Source organism: Shewanella sp. NFH-SH190041, assembly GCF_024363255.1.
In the GTDB taxonomy this organism is placed as follows: domain Bacteria; phylum Pseudomonadota; class Gammaproteobacteria; order Enterobacterales; family Shewanellaceae; genus Shewanella.
The window spans coordinates 1641612-1659075 of record NZ_AP026070.1 but is presented as its reverse complement, the minus strand read 5'-3'; the positions used below and the strand labels follow the sequence as shown (position 1 = coordinate 1659075).

Sequence of the window (17464 nt, the reverse complement as noted above, 5' to 3'; positions counted from 1 at the left end):
TTGGTAACAAAGGCTGCATTCTACTCTGGATTGTGCCGCCAACCAAACGCAAACACCTTGTTATACCAAAATGGCGCTATCGCCTCTCGATAACTGCGCATTTTCCAGCCAAAACCGGGCTCAATCTGCAAACTTATCTGCCCCGAGATACCAGTTTGTACCACCTCACTCCCAGCAGTCAGATAACGACTGACAACTTCTGTTTTGGGAAAACCATATTGATTGGCAAACCCGGCTGCAAAGATCACTAATTCAGGGGCTACCGCCTCAATAAATGCCGCCGATGAAGAGGTGCTACTGCCATGATGGGGAGCTAGCAATAATTGCGATGGAATAACGGGATAATGGGCAAGTAAGCGTGTTTCAGCTGCTATCTCAATATCCCCAGGTAACAGCAACCGAGTTGTGCCATCTGACACCTGTATCACACATGAGCCATTATTACCGACTCGCGGCGCAGAAGGCGCTAACTTACGAATAACCAAGCCCTGCCAAACATACGTACCGGGCCGGCAATTATCCCAAGCATCGGCCTGATTATCAGCAACCAATTTCGCCGTAGGGAAAGCATCAACTAATACCGACAAACCACCTGCATGATCATTATCACCATGACTCACAATAATCATGTCAATTGTTGACAAACCTCGGGCAGACAAAAAAGGGATAATGGTTCTGGCCGCATAGCTAAAATCTCGACCATAAGCGGCACCAGTATCATACAACACAGCGCGACCATGGCGTTCTATCACCACAGCCAGCCCCTGCCCGACATCCAATACATGGATATACCAACTTTTATTAGCCATCCAATCTGATAAAGCATATTCATTAACATGCGCAATAATCGGCTCTGAAACTATCGGTGTTGCCATCCAAGCCGTCGCATAATGTGATAATTTGGCTGCTATTTGCAATATAGCGACAAGCATAACCGGTAATAGGCAAATAACGCGCCAAACGCCAGTGGGTACCCAGCGCCAAATGCCAACTATCAGCAATACAGTGATAACCAGGATCAGAGTCGATTGCGCCAAGAAAAACTGTCCTCCCGGCATAACATCGGTCAAAGATAACAATGCCATAAAGGGTTGCAGACTCCATGCCGCGGGCATCAATGCCACTATCCAACTGTGCCCAAACATCATGCCAAGAAACCACAATGCGCCACCAGCTAATGTCAAAGGAATAGTGACCAAACTCAACCAAGGCACCATCAGTAAATTCATCCAAATGCCATGCAAGGTTAGCGCACCAAATAACAACGCCTGCACTACGCCAAGTCCGAGGGCCAAATAACACTGCAACCGGATAAATTGGCCAATACGCTGCCACAGTCCAGTCTGCACAAGTCGATGACACAATGCCCTGATGCGAGAAAAAAGCGTTGCGTTTAGTGGCCTTGGATTAAGAGGCGCTGAATCAGGAGGTTCTATACCAAGAGGTTCTAAGCCTACACCTTCGGATTTTGGATAGGTTATTGTGGGGTAGCCTTTATCCTTAGCCGCGTCAGCCAGTAACGAGGTGGGATTACTGTGCTCAAATGACTGTAATACTAATAAAATAATGGCCAAAGCAGAAAAGGACAGCCAAAAGCCTCCGCTGAGCACCGACAAGGGATCAATCAACAGCACTAGGCTCAACGCATACAACAGTCGCTCCCACGGGGAGGCAAACCGACGGAGCAATAACAGCAGTAACACCATTAATAGCATGATCAGCGCCCGCTGGGTTGGCAGCGCAAACCCCGCAAGCCAAGCATAAGCCACCGCGCCACCGCATGCACAAAGCATGGCCAACACCAAATTACGACTGCCTTGGCAAGGTGTTATGCGACTGAACACCATAAAACTAAGCCAATACAACCAGCCACTGACAACAGAAAGGTGCAACCCGGAAATGGCCACCAGATGCCCTAACCCACTACTGCGCAGCTGCTGCCAGCGCTCGGCACTAAGATACCGTTTATCACCAAGTAATAATGCAGCAAGTATGTCCCGAAATGGCAACGCTGCCGACTGCCCCGCAAACTGCTGTAATAATTGCTGACGCCAAGATGGCCGCTCGGCAAGTAACTGGGCGGCAACAACCTTGCCCTGACCAATAATATGGCGACTAAGCAGATAACGTTGGCGGTTAAAACCACCTTGATTGAGTACCGATGTTATCGCTTTAGGTTTCAGGGTCACCCGCCAATATTGTCCCGACTCAGGTAGCTTATCAAACTCAGAGGTCATCTCAGCAGGCCAGCTAAGCTGCAAATATTTGGCCCAAGGTGATTGAAATCCTGCTACATAAAACGGAGCCTGAGGGCTGGGTTGTAAACGCAATACAACACGATGCCAGTCGCCGTATCCCGGGACAGATGTTATGATTTCGCCACGCACCTTGATCCTGCCGTCACGATCAGGCAGAGTAACGCTGCCTGATGTATGAAACAAAGCTGCAACAAAAACAATAAAATACCCTGAGCCAGCGGCCATTCCCGCAAAGAAAAGCCTACGGCGAAGAAATACTAGGCTAAGCAGCGCGCACCCGGCCCATTCAATACCCGGTACTCCGGGCCAAATAAGCGTGGAAATCAGCGCCAGACTAAATCCGGACAGAAAATAATTCATACCAGAAAGTTAGCCAATAAGCCCAAGCTATGCCTAAGAAACTGCTACAGCGTTTTATTCCTAATCCCGAGCAAATAAAAAAGCACAAGCATCTGAAAATGTTCGGACAATTACTGCATAAGCCCAACTTGTGGCTGCTTAATCGCCGCTCAGCCCCGGGCGCATTTGCCGTTGGGTTGTTCTGTGCCTGGCTGCCAATCCCCTTTCAAATGGTCGTTGCAGCGGCGTTAGCCATCACATTCCATGTCAATTTACCCTTATCCGTCGCACTGGTATGGATAACGAATCCTCTGACAATGCCGTTTATGTTTTATTGCGCTTATCTGTTAGGCGCAGGCCTACTGGGGCAGCCCACTGCAGAGGTACAATTTGAAGTATCCTGGCATTGGCTAAGCCAGTCATTAGGAACCATCGGGCCAAGCTTTTTACTCGGCTGTCTCATTATGGCGCTGGGGTGGGCACTGCTCGGTTATCTAGTTATTAGCAATTTGTGGAAGTATTCAACTCTGTTCAAATGGCAACGGCGCCATAAAGAATAATGCCAGGCATCAACCCCGGCATTATTAACAGCAATCACAATCATCATCTAGTCAGGGTTAATGCCCAGCTAACGCTCTTGCTGGCTGAGTACAACTGGCCTTATACGCCGGATATAGGGTTGCGGCTAAACTCATCACCAATGCCATCAGTAACACTAACACCACATCTGACCACGTTAATTTCGATGGCAGAAAATCAATAAAGTAAATATCCGCTGCCAGCAGCTTGATACCAAACAGATGTTCAATCCCACGGGCAATCGCGCTGAGATTAAGAGCAGTAATCACCCCAAGACCCGCGCCGATAAGACAGCCTAGCACCCCGTTAAGAGCCCCCTGCACCATAAAAATGCTCATAATGCCGATGCGACGCATCCCCATGGTCATCAAAATGGCAATTTCTGCCGCCTTATCGCGTACCGCCATCACCAACGTGGAGACGATATTAAAACAAGCCACAGCAATCACCAATGCCAATACCAGGTACATCACAGTTCGCACCAGCTGGATATCTTGATATAAATGTCCTTGGGTTCGAGTCCAATCATTCATATACAAATATTGATTCTGCTCAAACCCCAACTGACGGATCAGCGCAGGGGCGCGAAATACATCTGCCACTTTGATGCGCACGCCCGTTACCCTGTCACCCATCCCCAACATTTGCGCAGCGTAGGCCATCGGAATATAAGCGTTGTTCTGCTCCAGCTCACCGCCAACATGATAACTGCCGGAGACAATAAATCTGTGGCTCTGTGCCCGCCCCAATCTGTGGCTTGCACCGGAGACTGTCGATGGCACATATAGAGACAACACATCCCCGAGTTTTAGTCCCAGTTTCTGCATCAAACTGCGGCCAAGCACAATATGATTTTTATCGCTACTGAGTGACTGCCACGCGTCAGCCGACATATATTGCTCAATCACTGATACCTTAGGCTCAAACTGGGTATCAATACCTGTAACCACTAATCCTTGAAAACCACCTGGCTTTTGAACTAACCCTTCAACACTGATAAATGGCGCGGCGCCGCTGATCCCGGCAATCCGCTCAGCATCCTGCACCATTTTTGGCCAGTCCTGTACCGGCCCGGATGCCCCAATTAATTCCCCGTGGGCCACAACCCCTAAAAAACGCTGCTCTAACTGCTGTTCAAAACCATTCATGGCCGACAACACAATAATCAACACCGCCACGCCCAAGGCAATACCTGCAGTCGATGCAAAAGAGATAAAGCCGATAAATCCATTGGCCTGTCTGGCGCGGTAAAAGCGCCAGCCAATCCACCAGCCCATCATGGCTCTCATAACAGCTCTCCGGCAGGCACAATCAAACCATCTTTCATCATGACTTGGCGATCCATCCGTTTCGCCAAGGCAAAATCATGGGTGACCACCACAAAAGCAATCCCCAGCTGTTCGGCCAACTGGCAGATAAGTTGATATACCGCCTCACCACTGGCCGCATCTAAATTACCTGTGGGTTCATCAGCCAACACCACTTTGGGGTGGTTAATCAGCGCCCGGGCAATGGCCACCCGCTGACGCTCCCCACCCGATAATTCAGGTGGCATATGGTGACCACGGTGACCCAATCCAACCTTTTCCAACAACGCTTGTGCCCTTGGCAACGCCTGCTGGCGCTTCTCACCGGCAATCAAGGCTGGCATCACCACATTTTCCAACGCGCTAAATTCCGGCAGCAGATGATGAAACTGATAAATAAAGCCCAACTCCCGATTACGGATTTGGGCCTGCCGATGGCTGTCAGCCCGATATAAATCTTCCCCGTTAAGCTGGACCTTGCCAGAGGTAGGCATATCCAAAGTGCCAAGAATATGCAGCAATGTACTTTTCCCCGAACCCGAGCTACCAACAATGGCCAGTCGTTCACCGGCATAAACACTAAAATCCACCCCGCGCAGCACTTGGGTTTCCACCGCACCATCATGGTAAGACTTGGTAATATTTTCACATTTCAGCAGGGGCTGGTGCATCACACTCTCTCTATCAGTCACTCGCGTATTATCAGATTGTTCGGCCCCGTTGACCGGGCCGAGTTTGGTTACAGACATTACTCATACCTCAGGGCGCAAGCCGGTTGAACTCGAGCAGCCCGCATCGCTGGATACAGCGCAGCGAGCAAACTGAGCAACAAGGTGCCGCAAACAATCCAGCCTAACTGAGCAGGCTCAATAGCCACTGGCAGCACAGTGCCAGCCCCAAGGACACTGATGCCGACATAGCCCAGCACCGTATTGATATTCAGGGTCACGGCCACCCCAAGGGCCAGCCCCAGCAGCAACCCGGTCACTGCATTTAAACTGCCTTGCACCACAAAAATGCCCATCACCTGCCCAGTGGTCATCCCCTGGGTTTTTAGGACGGCCACATCGGCGGTTTTATCCACCACCATCATCACCAAAGCCGACACAATATTGAACGCCGCCACAGCGATGATCAGGCTCAGCATTAAAGACATCATATTTTTTTCCATTTTGACGGCGCCAAACAGATGGCCATAACGACTACGCCAATCATGCACACTGACGGTTAAATCAGCTTTTGCCGCCAACTGCCCGACACTAGCAGCCAATGCCGGGGCGGTGAAGGGATCCGCTAAATACAGACGCAAATCATTCACCCCTTTGGGCGACTCACGCATCAGCCGTCTGGCATCTTGATAATCGATATAAGCCACTGCGCCATCCACCTGAGAGCCCATCGCAAAGAGTCCACTCACAGTAAATTTGCGTTGACTCGGTACCGGCCCGATTGGCGAGTAAACCACACCATTACCAGACAAAATACGAACCTTATCCCCAGGCTGAACCCCAAGCTTGGCGGCCAACTGCTGACCTAGCACGACATTGAACTGCCCCGGGCGCAAACTGCTAAACGCACCATACACCATATGGGCAGCCACATTGGACAAGCCGTTAACTTGACCAGGGTTAACACCATATAGCTGCACAGCGGCAATATTGGCCGGCGACTGGATCATCGCCTGGGTATCGGCACTATCGACCACACCATCAACGCCGGGTAAAGCTCGCAGCGCGGTTTTAAATGCTGGCAGCCCCGTAAAAGCGGTATCACTATGCACCGTCAGTTGGGGCACAGCACCGAGAATACGCTGTTTCAGTTGCCCCTCCAGTCCATTCATCACACTGGAGACAATAATCAAAGCTGCCACACCGAGAAAAATCCCACTGACGGCAAAAAAGGTAATAAAAGAAGCGAAAGCATTGGCTTTTCTGGCGCGCCAGTAGCGGTAACCGATAAAAAAAGGAGTGAAAAAGTTCATCAGCAGGGGTCGCGCTCCACAGGCTAAACTTGCTAAATCAAAGGAATGGGCACGATAATAGGGACATTACCGGCATAAATAAAGAGGCAGGGTTTGATAAGCAGGGACAGCAGCTATTTTACCGTACCATACCAGTTCAGTGCCTTTCTCTCTCCATGGCCAAATAACGCCCTGCCCAGTGATGAACAACTGGAGGCGCTAAAATCCCCCGGCCTGAAGTTGGTGGGGGAAGTCAAACTGCTCGAAGCCCAGTGCTTACACTACCTGCGAAATCTAGATAATGATGCCAAAGCAGTGGTGGATTTTATGAAACTCCAATCCCGCAAAGTCGATTTAGTGCTGCATTATCTGCTCGAACAGCAAGCGCATCAGGGGCAAAAAGCCCAAGGTGATAGTTTCGGTGGCAGTGGTATGACGGTTATCACCGCCGAGCCACTGCAGCCAGATACCCGCTGGCAAACCACACTGTATGTACAAGAGGAACTGCTGTGCGTCTTGTGTATTGCCCAAGTCAAACACTGTGTTCCCTGCGATGACGGTCACCTCAGCGAATTAGATTTCATCGCCATCAGTGATGCTGATGTTGAGCAATTGGTACAAGCCAGCCTGCGCATTCAGCAAAAACAACTTCGCGCGCGTAAACAGCAGCTTGAAACCTAAGCTGTCATCGGCTGGGACTGGCACCAGCGCCGGCAAGTCTCTACAATGTCAGGCAAACTGACGTGACAACATCTTTTCAGACACCTCAATGACCGACTTTTCCGTACTGACGCCACCGGCACCATTGAAAAATGCCCGGATCCAGTCACTGGCCGTCCTCCCGGGCGTGGCCAGTGCTATCACCCTTGCCAGCGCTGCCAAACACCATAGTGGGACGACACTGGTAATTACCCATGATACGCCCACTGCGCTAACACTTGAGTCTGAATTAGGCTACCTGTTACAGGATTCTGATGTCACAGTGCGCCTGTTTCCGGATCGGGAAACTCTGCCATACGATAGCTTCTCCCCCCATCAGGATTTGATTTCCGCCAGACTGGAGACCCTGTCTTATCTTGGCAGTGACAATTGTGGAATATTGATCGTCCCTGTCACTACCTTGATGGTGCGCCTACCACCGCCAACATTTTTAGCCGCCCACGTGTTGCTCCTAAAACCCGGAGATCACTACAATCTGCAAACAATGCGGCAACTATTGACGGACACCGGATACCACCTCGTCGATCAGGTCTTTGAACACGGCGAGTTTGCTATCCGCGGTGCAATTTTAGATATCTTCCCCAGTGGTTCCAATCGGCCGGTACGGATTGAGCTGTTTGACGATGAAGTGGAGTCTCTGCGTTATTTTGATCCTGAAACTCAGCGCTCTGAAACACCACTGACACAACTGCGCATGCTACCAGCCAAGGAATTTCCTACTGATAACAGCGCCATTGAAGGTTTTCGACAGCGCTACCGGCGCCGGTTTGAAACCGCATCTAATGCACCTGAATCAATTTATCAACAGGTCAGTCATCGGCTGATGCCCGCTGGGATTGAAAACTACTTGCCGCTATTTTTTGATACCACCGCCACCTTGTTTGACTACCTGCCGGGGAACACCCAAGTGGTCACCTGTGGTGATATTGAAGCTGCCGCCCACAGTCATCTAAGCGAAATCGAACGTCGCTATGAAGACCGCCGGGTTGATCCCCTGCGTCCTTTGTTAGCACCCCAAGAGCTTTATCTGCTGACAGAGCAACTGTTTGCCGCCATCAAGCCTCTGCCTCGCTATCAACTAGTTACGCAAGCAAGCGATGTTAAGGGCGTAAAACAGGCCAAGGCGACAGCCCTACCCGATATTACGGCCAACCATAAATTAAAACAGCCACTACAAGGCCTGGCACACTTTCATACTGCTCATCCGCAATTACGACTGCTGTTTTGTGCTGAGTCTGAAGGCCGGCGAGAAGCCCTGCTGGAGCTGCTGGCTAAAATTGATATTCGCCCTGCCGTAGTTTCCCATCTGGATGCCTTTCTCGCCTCAAAGCAGCCCCTTGGACTGATTGTTGCCCCTCTGTCCAAGGGGTGTCGTCTGACCGATCTCAATCTGGCTGTTATCTGTGAGACTGAACTGTTCGGGCAACGGATCGCCCAGCAACGTCGGCGAGATAAACAAAAACAGATAAGCCAAGATCTGCTGATTAAAAATCTGGCCGAACTCAAAGTTGGTCAGCCGATTGTGCATTTAGAGCATGGTGTAGCCCTGTATCAGGGGTTAGAAACCTTAGATACCGGCGGATTAGTGGCCGAGTATCTGAAGCTAGAATACGCTGGCGGTGATCGCCTGTATGTGCCTGTGGCGTCATTGCATCTGATCAGCCGCTATGCCACCGGCGCTGAACAAAGCTTGCAGCTTAACAAACTGGGGAATGAAACCTGGGCCAAAGCCAAGCGCAGAGCTATTGAAAAAATTCGTGATGTCGCCGCAGAATTACTGGATGTCTATGCTCGGCGCCAAGCCAGACCAGGAGAAGCCTGCCCACTGGATGAAGAAGAATATGCATTATTTGCCCAAGGGTTTCCCTTTGAAGAAACCGTGGATCAGGAAACCGCTATTCAGGCAGTGTTAACTGATATGCAGGCCGCCGTTGCCATGGACAGACTCGTGTGCGGTGATGTGGGCTTTGGTAAAACTGAAGTGGCCATGCGAGCAGCATTTGTTGCCGTTAATGCGGGTAAACAGGTTGTGGTACTGGTGCCGACCACACTGCTGGCGCAACAACATTATGAAAATTTCAAAGACAGATTTGCCGATTGGCCGGTCACCATCGAAGTGATGAGCCGCTTTCGTACCGCCAAAGAGCAGCAAGGCGTATTAACCGATCTTGCTCAAGGCAAAGTGGATATTGTCATCGGTACCCATAAATTGCTGCAGTCTGAAGTGAAGTTTGAACGCCTTGGGCTACTGGTAATTGATGAAGAACACCGATTCGGCGTTCGGCAAAAAGAAAAAATCAAAGCGTTGCGGGCAAATGTTGATATTCTCACGCTAACAGCAACCCCTATCCCTCGCACACTGAATATGGCCATGTCTGGTATGCGGGACCTGTCAATTATTGCCACGCCACCAGCAAAACGTTTGGCGGTAAAAACCTTCGTTAGAGAATATGATCAAGCCACAGTAAAAGAGGCTATTCTCAGGGAAATTTTGCGTGGTGGTCAGGTCTACTTACTGCACAATTCGGTTGAAACCATTGAAAAGTGTGCAGCCGATATCCGCGATCTCATCCCAGAAGCCCGGGTTGTCACCGCCCACGGTCAGATGCGTGAACGTGAGCTGGAACAGGTGATGTCCGATTTTTATCACCAACGCTTTAACGTACTGGTCTGCACCACCATTATTGAAACCGGTATCGATGTTCCTAGTGCCAATACAATTATTATTGACCGAGCCGATCATTTTGGTCTTGCGCAACTGCACCAGCTGCGTGGACGAGTGGGACGCTCTCATCATCAGGCATATGCCTACCTGATGACGCCCCATCCCAAGCGCATGACAGTGGATGCCAGAAAACGGCTAGAGGCTCTGGAGGCACTGGAAGATCTGGGTGCTGGCTTTATGTTGGCCACTCAAGATTTGGAAATCCGTGGCGCAGGAGAATTGCTGGGGGATGAGCAAAGCGGGCATATTTCGAAAATCGGCTTTACCCTGTATATGGATATGCTGGAAGGTGCGGTCAGTGCGTTGAAAGCTGGTAAGGAACCCTCTTTAGCGCAAATGCTGAAACAGCAATGTGAAATTGATTTACGGATCCCCGCACTGTTACCAGAAGATTATGTCGCAGACGTCAATATGCGTTTGTCACTCTACAAACGTATCGCCAGTTGCCATAGCGAAGCGGCACTGGATGAAATTCGGGTTGAGCTAATCGACCGCTTTGGTTTATTGCCTGATGCGGCAAAAAATCTACTCACGCTCACCTTATATAAACACAGAGCCACCGAGTTAGGAGCCGGAAAAATTGAAATGCATGCCAAAGGCGGCAGTATCGAATTTACCGAACACCATCAAATTGATCCGGGATTTATCATCAGCTTACTGCAGAGCCAACCACAAATGTATCGAATGGAAGGCCCGAATAAGTTAAAGTTCCTGATCCCGGCCGAAAACGCCAAAGACAGACTGGATTTACTTAACACCTTGTTGGAACAGCTGTCACAACATAGTTTTGGAGAATAAATGTGTTTCGCTTAATTGGGATAACCCTGGCACTTATCACTTGGGGGCTAAGCAGCTCAGCACAAGCTGCTGACGCCAGCTGGTTTGAGGTGGAAGTCTATATTTTTGCTCGCCAGTCAGCCGATACCGAGCAATGGCCTGAAACTGCCATTCCGGCTGATACCAAAGGCGCAATTGACTTAATCACTCCTGTAATATCAAAACAGCTCAATCATACAGCAAAAGCATTACATAGTTGCACCGCAGCAGATTGGGCTACCCGCCCAGACTGGTGTAATCAGCAATTGCAGTTAGACACCACTACTCCCTTAACAACGGTTCCATTGACGGTTGCTGCAGCAACAGCACAACATGCAAAACGGGGAGAAAAAGCCATTCTGTTAGCAAACAGCCAGAGTCAATTTAATAACTTGATCAGTAAGATAAACAAAGAACCTGGTGTACAAGGTCTGCTACATATGACTTGGCAAGAAAATATGTTGCCACGTAATTTAGCCAAGCCTATACGTTTATATGGTGGAAAAAACTTCACTGATCAATACACTGCTGATGGGATAAAAATTGAAACCGATGATCAGTTGATAAAACACTTCGATGTGTTAAATGACTATCTGCAGCCCCAGAATGATAAACCAGTGTGGCAACTGGATGGCACGCTGAATATATACCTCAACCACTGGCTCTATATTGAAACTAATTTAGTACTAAGAGAAGAGGGAGAGAAAACCTTAACAGCACCACAGGAAAACGATAGTGATACAATCAAAACAATGCATGTATCACCTACGCCAATAGCTTCAGAAATGGAAAAAGTACCTTTTCTGTATGCTATTCATATGAGGCAGAATCGCCGAGTTCGCAGTGATGAGATCAACTATTTTGATCACCCGAAATTGGGCATGCTGATCCAAATCCGTAAAATGGTGCAACCTAAGGATATGCCACAGCATACCCAAGCTCCAATCAAGCTCCAATCAAGCTCCAATCAAGCTCCAATCAAGCTCCAATAATCCTAAATAGCAGCATCATAATGCCACAATAGAGAAGTCGAGGTAGATATCATCTGCCTCGTCATCTTCCACCAGCACATTGCTGACTTGAGCCCCAGCAACCCCATTCCAGCACCAGTTAATTAATTCATCAACAGCGGGGAATCCACCCTGAGCCAAGATCTCAACCTGCCCATCTGCCCGATTGATCACATAACCCGTTAATCGCAATGCGTTAGCTTTAGCCTGTGTTGCCCGTCGAAAACCAACACCTTGAACATGACCTGTTATATATATCACTACCCGTTTCATCCTTTAACTCCGTTATCTAGCGACCCTGGAACAGATTCCGACCAGAGTTAAAACATACAACGAAAGGGAAATTTAAGGCAAAAAAAACAGCTAACGAAACCGCTGTTAGCTGCTATCGGGCGACATACGCAAATAAAATGCATCCAGATGAAAACATTACATGTATCAACATGTAACCCATCTGAATGACCGTCACTCTACAGGGAATAGAAATAAGTGCAACAAGTTTTTAGGGTGAAAATTGGCCTATTCTCATTAAATCAACATATATCACCAATTTAACGCTTTGTTTGCAGCTTGTTATAAAAAAACAACAAACATTCTTGCTCTATTTAAACAGTGATAAGACTGGGTTCATGATAGCTTGCTAATCCCGATGAAATACCGATACTTGACACTATTTCAACTAACCTTTTTCGCAAAATTACCCGGCAGAATAGAAACTATCTTAAAGCGGCCACCATTCACAAAAGGCAATAACAACAATAAGCCAGAGCATATTTCGAAGATTTGCTCAGCAATTTGAGGCTAAGTAATGAAGCTTGCTTGCGAGCCCAAATACACAGAAGGACAGCATTGAAAGAACACAACAGCGATTGACGATCCCAAAAATCATGGATACAGTTAAAACAAAGAAAACACAGTGTTCCCCGCCTGTCAGAGAAAAATCGCTAGCAGTAAGACAAAACTGATCATCATAAAAAGTAGCAATGCATTGGAGGCTATTAACCTGTCTAGTTTGTTTATGCAACGACTTAAGGAAACTTTATACAAGACCAAAGCTTTTGATAGGTAGTTGCGCTATCTGATAAACCGATAACACATAGCTAGAAGCATCAAACGCTGCCCGAAGGGTTCGGCTAAAAACGTTTCACGCTTTATTGCGTGGTTCTTGCTTACACATAACGAGGCTACAAACCTCTGGCCGTCATTAAAACACTTTCACATCGAACAAAATTCAACCGCAAGAAGTCAGCACCCTCTAAAAACAGATCATCTTTCAAACTGATTTTGCAGCTAACAAGCTGAGGCTCAGTTGACCCCCTCCTAACCGAGTCTCCTTTGCGGTGCATCAAAAAACCTTAGCAAAAGGTCAGGGCAAACCTACATTACTTGCTGTGTGGTGTTTCTGCTCTGAAAGCTTTAATTGCCATAAGATGAGGGCCAAGAGAAGGCAGTTTATGCCCCTGGTCTTCATCCCAGAGCACCTGATAATATGGCGACAATAAGGCTTCGCTGGCCAAATTATCCAAATCCGTGTCCTGACGACATAAAATCACCAAGGCATTATCACGGTTTTTTTCCCGGAAATGACTAACACATTTGGCCGCAATATCCACATACTCCTCAGGCCGATCAATTTTCCCTTCCATGGTCTGCGCCGGATGCAAATTGGGGTTAATCATCACCGCCCGCAGTCCAGAAAGAAACGCTATCCGTTCACACCAATAACCTCCGAGTCCAACGCCTATCATTAATGGCGCAGGATCATCACTGAGACGACATTGTTTTTCCACTTCTTTGAGTAAATGCTGCATATCATGCCGGGGATGCCGCGTGCTGTAACTGACTAAGCGAACGTCTTCGTCAATAAAGCCCAACTGCCTTATTTTTTCTGCATTTCCTGGACTTGTAGCATCAAAACCATGCAAATATAAAATCATGTTCTTCTCCAATCAGTTGCCTCAGGATGGCAGTTGAGTCGTTGCGCCAACGCTCGTCCTCGTAGCCAGCGGCTATCCGTTGAACTGGCATCCTGCTCCAAAACATTCATTAAACGAGCTTTATCTGCCCGCAGCTTCGTGCCGGGATGAAGCGGTGGGGTATCCGGCCAACAAAAACTATCATCTAACAGCGCGGCCACACCATCAGGAGCATTACAAACCAGCACCATATCACAACCCGCATTAAGCGCAGCATTCACCCGCTGAGGGTAATCGCCAGCGACACTGGCGCCTTGCATGCCCAAATCATCAGAAAAAATTACCCCCTCAAAACCCAACTCGCCGCGCAAAATCTGCTGTAACCAGAAACGCGAAAAACCAGCTGGATGGGCATCCACCTGCTTATAAACCACATGGGCCGGCATCATACCGTCCAGCAACCCTGCGGCGATCAAATCCGCAAACGGCTGCATATCATCAGCACGAATATCCGCCAGCAAGCGAGAATCCACCGGAATATCAATATGGGAATCGGCTGCCACACTGCCATGACCGGGGAAATGTTTCCCAACGCTACGCATGCCCGCATCGGTCATGCCCTCGATCCATGCGCTTGCTAATACCGCAACATCCTCGGGACTGGCGCTGAAACTGCGTCGACCTATCACCCGGCTAATCCGGTTAAGATCCAACACAGGCGCAAAACTCAAATCAATATCACAAGCCAGCAGTTCCAGAGCCATCACAAAGCCCAATTCCCGCGCCCAATCCGCCGCCTGCTGACGATTCCCACCAGCTAGCGGCAGCAGATCACCCACCGCCGGGATCTCAGTAAACCCCTCTCGAAAACGCTGCACTCGCCCCCCTTCATGATCGACGGCAATCAGCATCTCCGGCCTCACCGCCCTGATATCGGCAACCAACGAACATAACTGTGATCGGGTAGTAAAATTGCGACTAAATAAAATGACCCCACCTACTGCTGGATGGGCTAACTGTTGTTGTTCCAAGGGGGATAGCGCGGTAGACGCTAAATCCATCATCAGATAACTCATGCTATGTGCTCTGCTCCTGCGAAAGCGCAATTAGGTATCATGCTGCGCCTTAAACCGATAAAAACCAGATAATATGTCGCACGTCATCCCCGTGGCGTCAAGTGAAAACAAAGTGGATTAACTCCGTTTATCCGATTGGAAATCAATAAAAAATCTCATTCCCACCCAAGCGCTATTCTATGGGATACTCAAACGCGCAGTCGCACCATCCAAGTAACGTTATCCATTTTCATCAGCGCCGTTCAAGACTAATCTGTTACCTGATGATGTGCGAGATCCCCCCTTCATGACACAAGGCTATCACTATGATCAGTGTGTTTGATATGTTCAAAATTGGGATTGGGCCTTCCAGCTCCCATACTGTCGGCCCAATGAAAGCCGGCAATGCATTTATTACTACCTTAACAACGCTGCAATTACTTCCCCAAGCCGATGAGTTCCGAGCTAAATTATTTGGTTCTTTAGGGCAAACAGGTAAAGGCCATGGCACAGGTAAAGCCGTTATTCTTGGCTTAATGGGAGAAATGCCGGATACGGTCGATACTGACAGTGTTGATGAGATTTTAGCTCAGGTTGAGCAGCAACAAACACTTACGCTACCCGGTGGACACACAGTTCGTTTCACCCGAGAGCATGGCTTAACATTTCACCGTCGCAAAAGCTTACCCGCCCACGCGAATGCCATGACGCTATATGCATACCAACAGGGTCAATTGCTCTATCAGCGTACCTATTATTCTGTCGGGGGCGGATTCATCCTGGATGAGGATGAAATTCAGGCTCGAGATGCCTCCCCAGCAACCCCGATTAAAGCTGTCCCCTATGACTTCAACAGTGCTGCAGAATTACTTCACCTTTGCAATGAGCATGGGCTGAGTATTTCTGCACTGATGTTAGCCAATGAACGCACCGTCGCCGATGATGACACCATCCTCGATGGGTTATGGCAAATCTGGCAAACCATGAAGCGTTGTGTTGAGCGAGGGTATGAACGGGAAGGGCTGTTACCAGGCGGGCTAAAACTACGCCGCAGAGCCCCGGGGTTGTATCGCCGCCTAAAAGCCGAAGGTAAAAACAATGTTGACCCGCTTAACGCCATGGACTGGGTCGATCTCTTCGCACTTTCAGTCAATGAGCAAAATGCAGCAGGCGATCGAGTCGTGACAGCACCAACAAATGGTGCCGCTGGCATAATTCCTGCGGTATTGTGCTACTTCGATACCTTTGTCCAACCGGTCGATAAAGCAATTTGCAGCCGCTTTTTGCTCACCGCCGCGGCAATTGGCATTTTATACAAAAAAAATGCCTCTATCTCTGGTGCAGAGGTGGGTTGTCAAGGCGAGGTAGGCGTTGCCTGCTCCATGGCCGCAGCAGCATTAACTGAAATTATGGGCGGCACTGTGGTTCAGGTAGAAAATGCTGCAGAAATTGGTATGGAACATAATCTGGGATTAACCTGCGACCCGGTGGGTGGACTGGTGCAAGTACCTTGTATCGAACGTAATGCCATGGGCGCCGTAAAAGCAATCAACGCCTCCAGAATGGCGCTAAGAGGTGATGGCCAGCATAAAGTTTCTTTAGATAAAGTCATTAAAACCATGATGGATACCGGCAAAGATATGCGCTCTAAATACAAAGAAACCGCCAAGGGAGGCCTGGCGGTCAATATTGTTGAGTGTTAACTCGCCCAAACACCATTAGGCATTTAGCCCTGCCGGGACTCAGCGCACCGGCAGGGTAAAATCGGCAAACATAGCCTCAATTAACTGCGGATCCCGCAGAGCAATGGTCTTTTCAACCACATCACGGGTCAAGTGCGGGGCAAAACGCTCCATAAAATCATACATATAACTGCGCAAAAAGCTGCCTTTACGGAAACCTATTTTCGTGGTGCTATTAGCAAACAAATGACTGGCATCAATAACCACCAGATCCCGATCAAGTGTGCTATCCAGTGCCATGGTTGCGATAACCCCTACACCTAACCCTAAACGAACATACGTTTTAAGCACTTCAGCACTCGTGGCACTGAAAACCACCCTAGGCTCTAACCCTGCCCGATTAAACGCCCGTTCAATTTCCGAGGCCCGGTCAAAGCCAAACACATAAGTGACCAGAGGGAAGCGGGCCAAATCCTCAATACTAATTTGGCTGCGACTGGCCAGTGGGTGCTCTCTAGGCACCACAATACTGCGATTCCAGTGGTAACAAGGAAGCATAATTAAATCACTGTACAGGTGCATCGCTTCGGTAGCGATAGCAAAATCTGCATCCCCTCGCGCTGCCAACTCACTGATCTGCGACGGTGTACCTTGATGCATATGCAGATTCACTTTCGGATAACGGTCAATAAAACTGCGGATAATCGGAGGTAACGCATAACGGGCCTGAGTATCCGTCGTGGCAATATTCAATTCCCCTTGATCCGGTTTGGTATATTCTTCAGCCACTTTTTTAATGCTATCGACTTTACCAAGAATATCATTGGCAATGGCAATTACCTTCTCTCCAGCCGGAGTAACATGGGTTAAATGTTTACCGCTGCGGCCAAAAATCTGGATACCGAGCTCATCTTCCAGCATGCGAACCTGCTTACTAATCCCAGGCTGGGAGGTGTAGAGGTTTTCCGCCGTGGCCGATACATTGAGATTATGATTCACTACCTCGGCAATATACCTTAACTGTTGCAGCTTCATGCTCTGTCCTTTCACTGAACATATCTGCCACAGACCTTTCGGACAGAGGCTGATACATTGAT

General features: G+C 48.8%; 13 protein-coding genes. 5 read left to right on the top strand and 8 right to left on the bottom strand.

Features of this window, described 5'->3' with window-relative positions:
* Positions 1 to 20: 20 nt before the first annotated feature.
* Entirely contained in the window at positions 21 to 2618 is a 2598-nt protein-coding gene (locus tag NFHSH190041_RS07275) for a DNA internalization-related competence protein ComEC/Rec2 (protein WP_261924588.1), read from the bottom strand.
* Between the two features lie 29 nt (positions 2619 to 2647).
* Between NFHSH190041_RS07275 and NFHSH190041_RS07270 the strand changes: the two genes are divergently transcribed.
* A complete protein-coding gene (locus tag NFHSH190041_RS07270) occupies positions 2648 to 3157 on the top strand; it encodes a DUF2062 domain-containing protein (protein ID WP_261924587.1) in 510 nt (169 codons plus the stop codon).
* Positions 3158 to 3214: 57 nt separating this feature from the next.
* On the opposite strand, the gene lolE is transcribed toward NFHSH190041_RS07270, so the two are convergent.
* The 3 genes from lolE to NFHSH190041_RS07255 form a co-directional block, all read right to left on the bottom strand.
* On the bottom strand, positions 3215 to 4465 hold the full coding sequence (lolE, locus tag NFHSH190041_RS07265) for a lipoprotein-releasing ABC transporter permease subunit LolE (protein ID WP_261924586.1): 1251 nt from the start codon (positions 4463 to 4465) through the stop codon (positions 3215 to 3217).
* Positions 4462 to 5154, bottom strand: a complete 693-nt coding sequence (gene lolD / locus NFHSH190041_RS07260; protein WP_261925076.1) for a lipoprotein-releasing ABC transporter ATP-binding protein LolD — start codon at positions 5152 to 5154, stop codon at positions 4462 to 4464. The genes lolE and lolD overlap by 4 nt, the downstream gene beginning before the upstream one ends.
* A gap of 77 nt (positions 5155 to 5231) precedes the next feature.
* Positions 5232 to 6464, bottom strand: coding sequence for a lipoprotein-releasing ABC transporter permease subunit (locus NFHSH190041_RS07255; protein ID WP_261924585.1), 1233 nt, complete (start codon positions 6462 to 6464; stop codon positions 5232 to 5234).
* 93 nt (positions 6465 to 6557) lie between these two features.
* Here NFHSH190041_RS07255 and NFHSH190041_RS07250 point away from each other — a divergent pair, with 93 nt between their 5' ends.
* From NFHSH190041_RS07250 to NFHSH190041_RS07240, 3 genes are all read left to right on the top strand, one after another.
* A complete protein-coding gene (locus tag NFHSH190041_RS07250; protein WP_261924584.1) occupies positions 6558 to 7124 on the top strand; it encodes a hypothetical protein in 567 nt (188 codons plus the stop codon).
* An 88-nt stretch (positions 7125 to 7212) separates the two neighbouring features.
* Positions 7213 to 10686, top strand: a complete 3474-nt coding sequence (gene mfd / locus NFHSH190041_RS07245) for a transcription-repair coupling factor (protein ID WP_261924583.1) — start codon at positions 7213 to 7215, stop codon at positions 10684 to 10686.
* A gap of 2 nt (positions 10687 to 10688) precedes the next feature.
* On the top strand, positions 10689 to 11696 hold the full coding sequence (locus NFHSH190041_RS07240; RefSeq protein WP_261924582.1) for a peptidoglycan binding protein CsiV: 1008 nt from the start codon (positions 10689 to 10691) through the stop codon (positions 11694 to 11696).
* A gap of 15 nt (positions 11697 to 11711) precedes the next feature.
* On the opposite strand, the gene NFHSH190041_RS07235 is transcribed toward NFHSH190041_RS07240, so the two are convergent.
* The 3 genes from NFHSH190041_RS07235 to nagZ all read right to left on the bottom strand — a co-directional run bounded on the left by NFHSH190041_RS07235 (position 11712) and on the right by nagZ (position 14706).
* The gene (locus tag NFHSH190041_RS07235) at positions 11712 to 11987 is read right to left on the bottom strand and encodes an acylphosphatase (RefSeq protein ID WP_261924581.1); all 276 of its coding nucleotides are present in this window, start codon (positions 11985 to 11987) and stop codon (positions 11712 to 11714) included.
* Positions 11988 to 13096: 1109 nt separating this feature from the next.
* Entirely contained in the window at positions 13097 to 13651 is a 555-nt protein-coding gene (gene ycfP / locus NFHSH190041_RS07230; RefSeq protein ID WP_261924580.1) for an alpha/beta hydrolase YcfP, read from the bottom strand.
* Complete coding sequence (gene nagZ, locus NFHSH190041_RS07225) at positions 13648 to 14706, bottom strand: beta-N-acetylhexosaminidase (protein ID WP_315972977.1); 1059 nt, start codon at positions 14704 to 14706, stop codon at positions 13648 to 13650. The genes ycfP and nagZ overlap by 4 nt, the downstream gene beginning before the upstream one ends.
* A 305-nt stretch (positions 14707 to 15011) precedes the next feature.
* Here nagZ and NFHSH190041_RS07220 point away from each other — a divergent pair, with 305 nt between their 5' ends.
* Complete coding sequence (locus NFHSH190041_RS07220; RefSeq protein WP_261924579.1) at positions 15012 to 16388, top strand: L-serine ammonia-lyase; 1377 nt, start codon at positions 15012 to 15014, stop codon at positions 16386 to 16388.
* Positions 16389 to 16427: 39 nt separating this feature from the next.
* Here NFHSH190041_RS07220 and cysB read toward each other — a convergent pair whose 3' ends face one another.
* A complete protein-coding gene (cysB, locus tag NFHSH190041_RS07215) occupies positions 16428 to 17402 on the bottom strand; it encodes an HTH-type transcriptional regulator CysB (RefSeq protein ID WP_261924578.1) in 975 nt (324 codons plus the stop codon).
* Between the last annotated feature and the right edge of the window lie 62 nt (positions 17403 to 17464).

Coding starts and splice junctions, on each gene's coding strand:
- NFHSH190041_RS07275 (WP_261924588.1), bottom strand. CDS start 2,618: ATGAATTATTTTCTGTCCGGATTTAGTCTGGCGCTGATTTCCACGCTT.
- NFHSH190041_RS07270 (WP_261924587.1), top strand. CDS start 2,648: ATGCCTAAGAAACTGCTACAGCGTTTTATTCCTAATCCCGAGCAAATA.
- lolE (WP_261924586.1), bottom strand. CDS start 4,465: ATGAGAGCCATGATGGGCTGGTGGATTGGCTGGCGCTTTTACCGCGCC.
- lolD (WP_261925076.1), bottom strand. CDS start 5,154: ATGCACCAGCCCCTGCTGAAATGTGAAAATATTACCAAGTCTTACCAT.
- NFHSH190041_RS07255 (WP_261924585.1), bottom strand. CDS start 6,464: ATGAACTTTTTCACTCCTTTTTTTATCGGTTACCGCTACTGGCGCGCC.
- mfd (WP_261924583.1), top strand. CDS start 7,213: ATGACCGACTTTTCCGTACTGACGCCACCGGCACCATTGAAAAATGCC.
- NFHSH190041_RS07235 (WP_261924581.1), bottom strand. CDS start 11,987: ATGAAACGGGTAGTGATATATATAACAGGTCATGTTCAAGGTGTTGGT.
- ycfP (WP_261924580.1), bottom strand. CDS start 13,651: ATGATTTTATATTTGCATGGTTTTGATGCTACAAGTCCAGGAAATGCA.
- nagZ (WP_315972977.1), bottom strand. CDS start 14,706: ATGAGTTATCTGATGATGGATTTAGCGTCTACCGCGCTATCCCCCTTG.
- NFHSH190041_RS07220 (WP_261924579.1), top strand. CDS start 15,012: ATGATCAGTGTGTTTGATATGTTCAAAATTGGGATTGGGCCTTCCAGC.
- cysB (WP_261924578.1), bottom strand. CDS start 17,402: ATGAAGCTGCAACAGTTAAGGTATATTGCCGAGGTAGTGAATCATAAT.